Source organism: Vibrio sp. 1249-1 (assembly GCF_033340495.1).
The window spans coordinates 1-1,018 of sequence record NZ_JAWOWJ010000159.1 but is presented as its reverse complement, the minus strand read 5'-3'; the positions used below and the strand labels follow the sequence as shown (position 1 = coordinate 1,018).

Annotated in this window: 2 protein-coding genes; both read right to left on the bottom strand. The window is 40.0% G+C overall.

The features are described 5' to 3' along the window. Nucleotides 1–466 (bottom strand): bacterioferritin (bfr, locus tag R7Z50_RS24945; protein ID WP_318149410.1); only part of this gene is annotated, 466 nt, incomplete at its 3' end. A 92-nt stretch (nt 467–558) separates the two neighbouring features. After that, entirely contained in the window at nt 559–747 is a 189-nt protein-coding gene (locus tag R7Z50_RS24940; protein ID WP_005496545.1) for a (2Fe-2S)-binding protein, read from the bottom strand. Nucleotides 748–1,018 lie beyond the last annotated feature (271 nt).

Sequence of the window (1,018 nt, the reverse complement as noted above, 5' to 3'; positions counted from 1 at the left end):
CGACATACTGAGCTTGAAGGTAGTTTTCAATACCTGACATTTCAATCAAGCCAAGTTGGGTCTCAAGCCAGTCCACATGCGCTTCTTCATCTTCGAGAATATCTTGAAATAAATCACGCGAAACATAGTCGCGAATATCTTCGGCATAGGCAATCGCATCTTTTAGATCCGGAATGGCCGCCATCTCCAGTTTAAGGTCGCATTCGAGCATTTCCTTAGTATCTTCACCAATCATTAGCTTTCCAAGATCTTGAAGATTCGGTAATCCCTCCAAGAACAAGATCCGCTCGATAAGGTGGTCAGCATGCTTCATTTCATCAATCGACTCGTGGTATTCCTTATCGGCAAGGTGCTTTAACCCCCAGTCTTTATACATACGAGCATGAAGAAAATATTGATTGATAGCGATGAGCTCGTTACCGAGCACTTTATTGAGATGTTGGATGATGATTGGATCGCCTTTCATGACAAAGCCCTCCTATTTGGCTTCTATTAACTTTAGAAGCAAATGAGAAGGTGTCAAAGAGACCAAGTAATCCTCAAAAAGCAATGAGGTAGTTAACTGGCTTGTCTTAATTCTGTGTAATGTGTTTCTGCTAGGATTTCTTTCGCCTGCTTAATGCACTTACCACACTGGCTCCCCAAAGCAGTGCATCTCTTAATGCCTCGAATATCAGTTACACCCTCATCTATCGCCAACTTCCTAATTTTTTTGTCGGAGACGCCATGGCAAAGACAAACGTACATATAAAAACCTTTCTAATAAAAACCGAAGACAAGAATATAAACGGGAATGGTTATTGTTACTACTCGTATTGATAACGTATTGAGAACATTTCGTTATATAGGTTTTTGTTGGGAAAGAGAGGATCAACCACTTATGAGGGAACTGCGAATCAGAAAAAACATACTTCAAGTAAGAGGTTGTTTTTAAAAAACAAGAAGGGAGCACCTTCAGTTTATGCTTATAACTAAATAAAAAAACAAATACGAAAAAGGGAAGCCGAAGCCTCCCTTT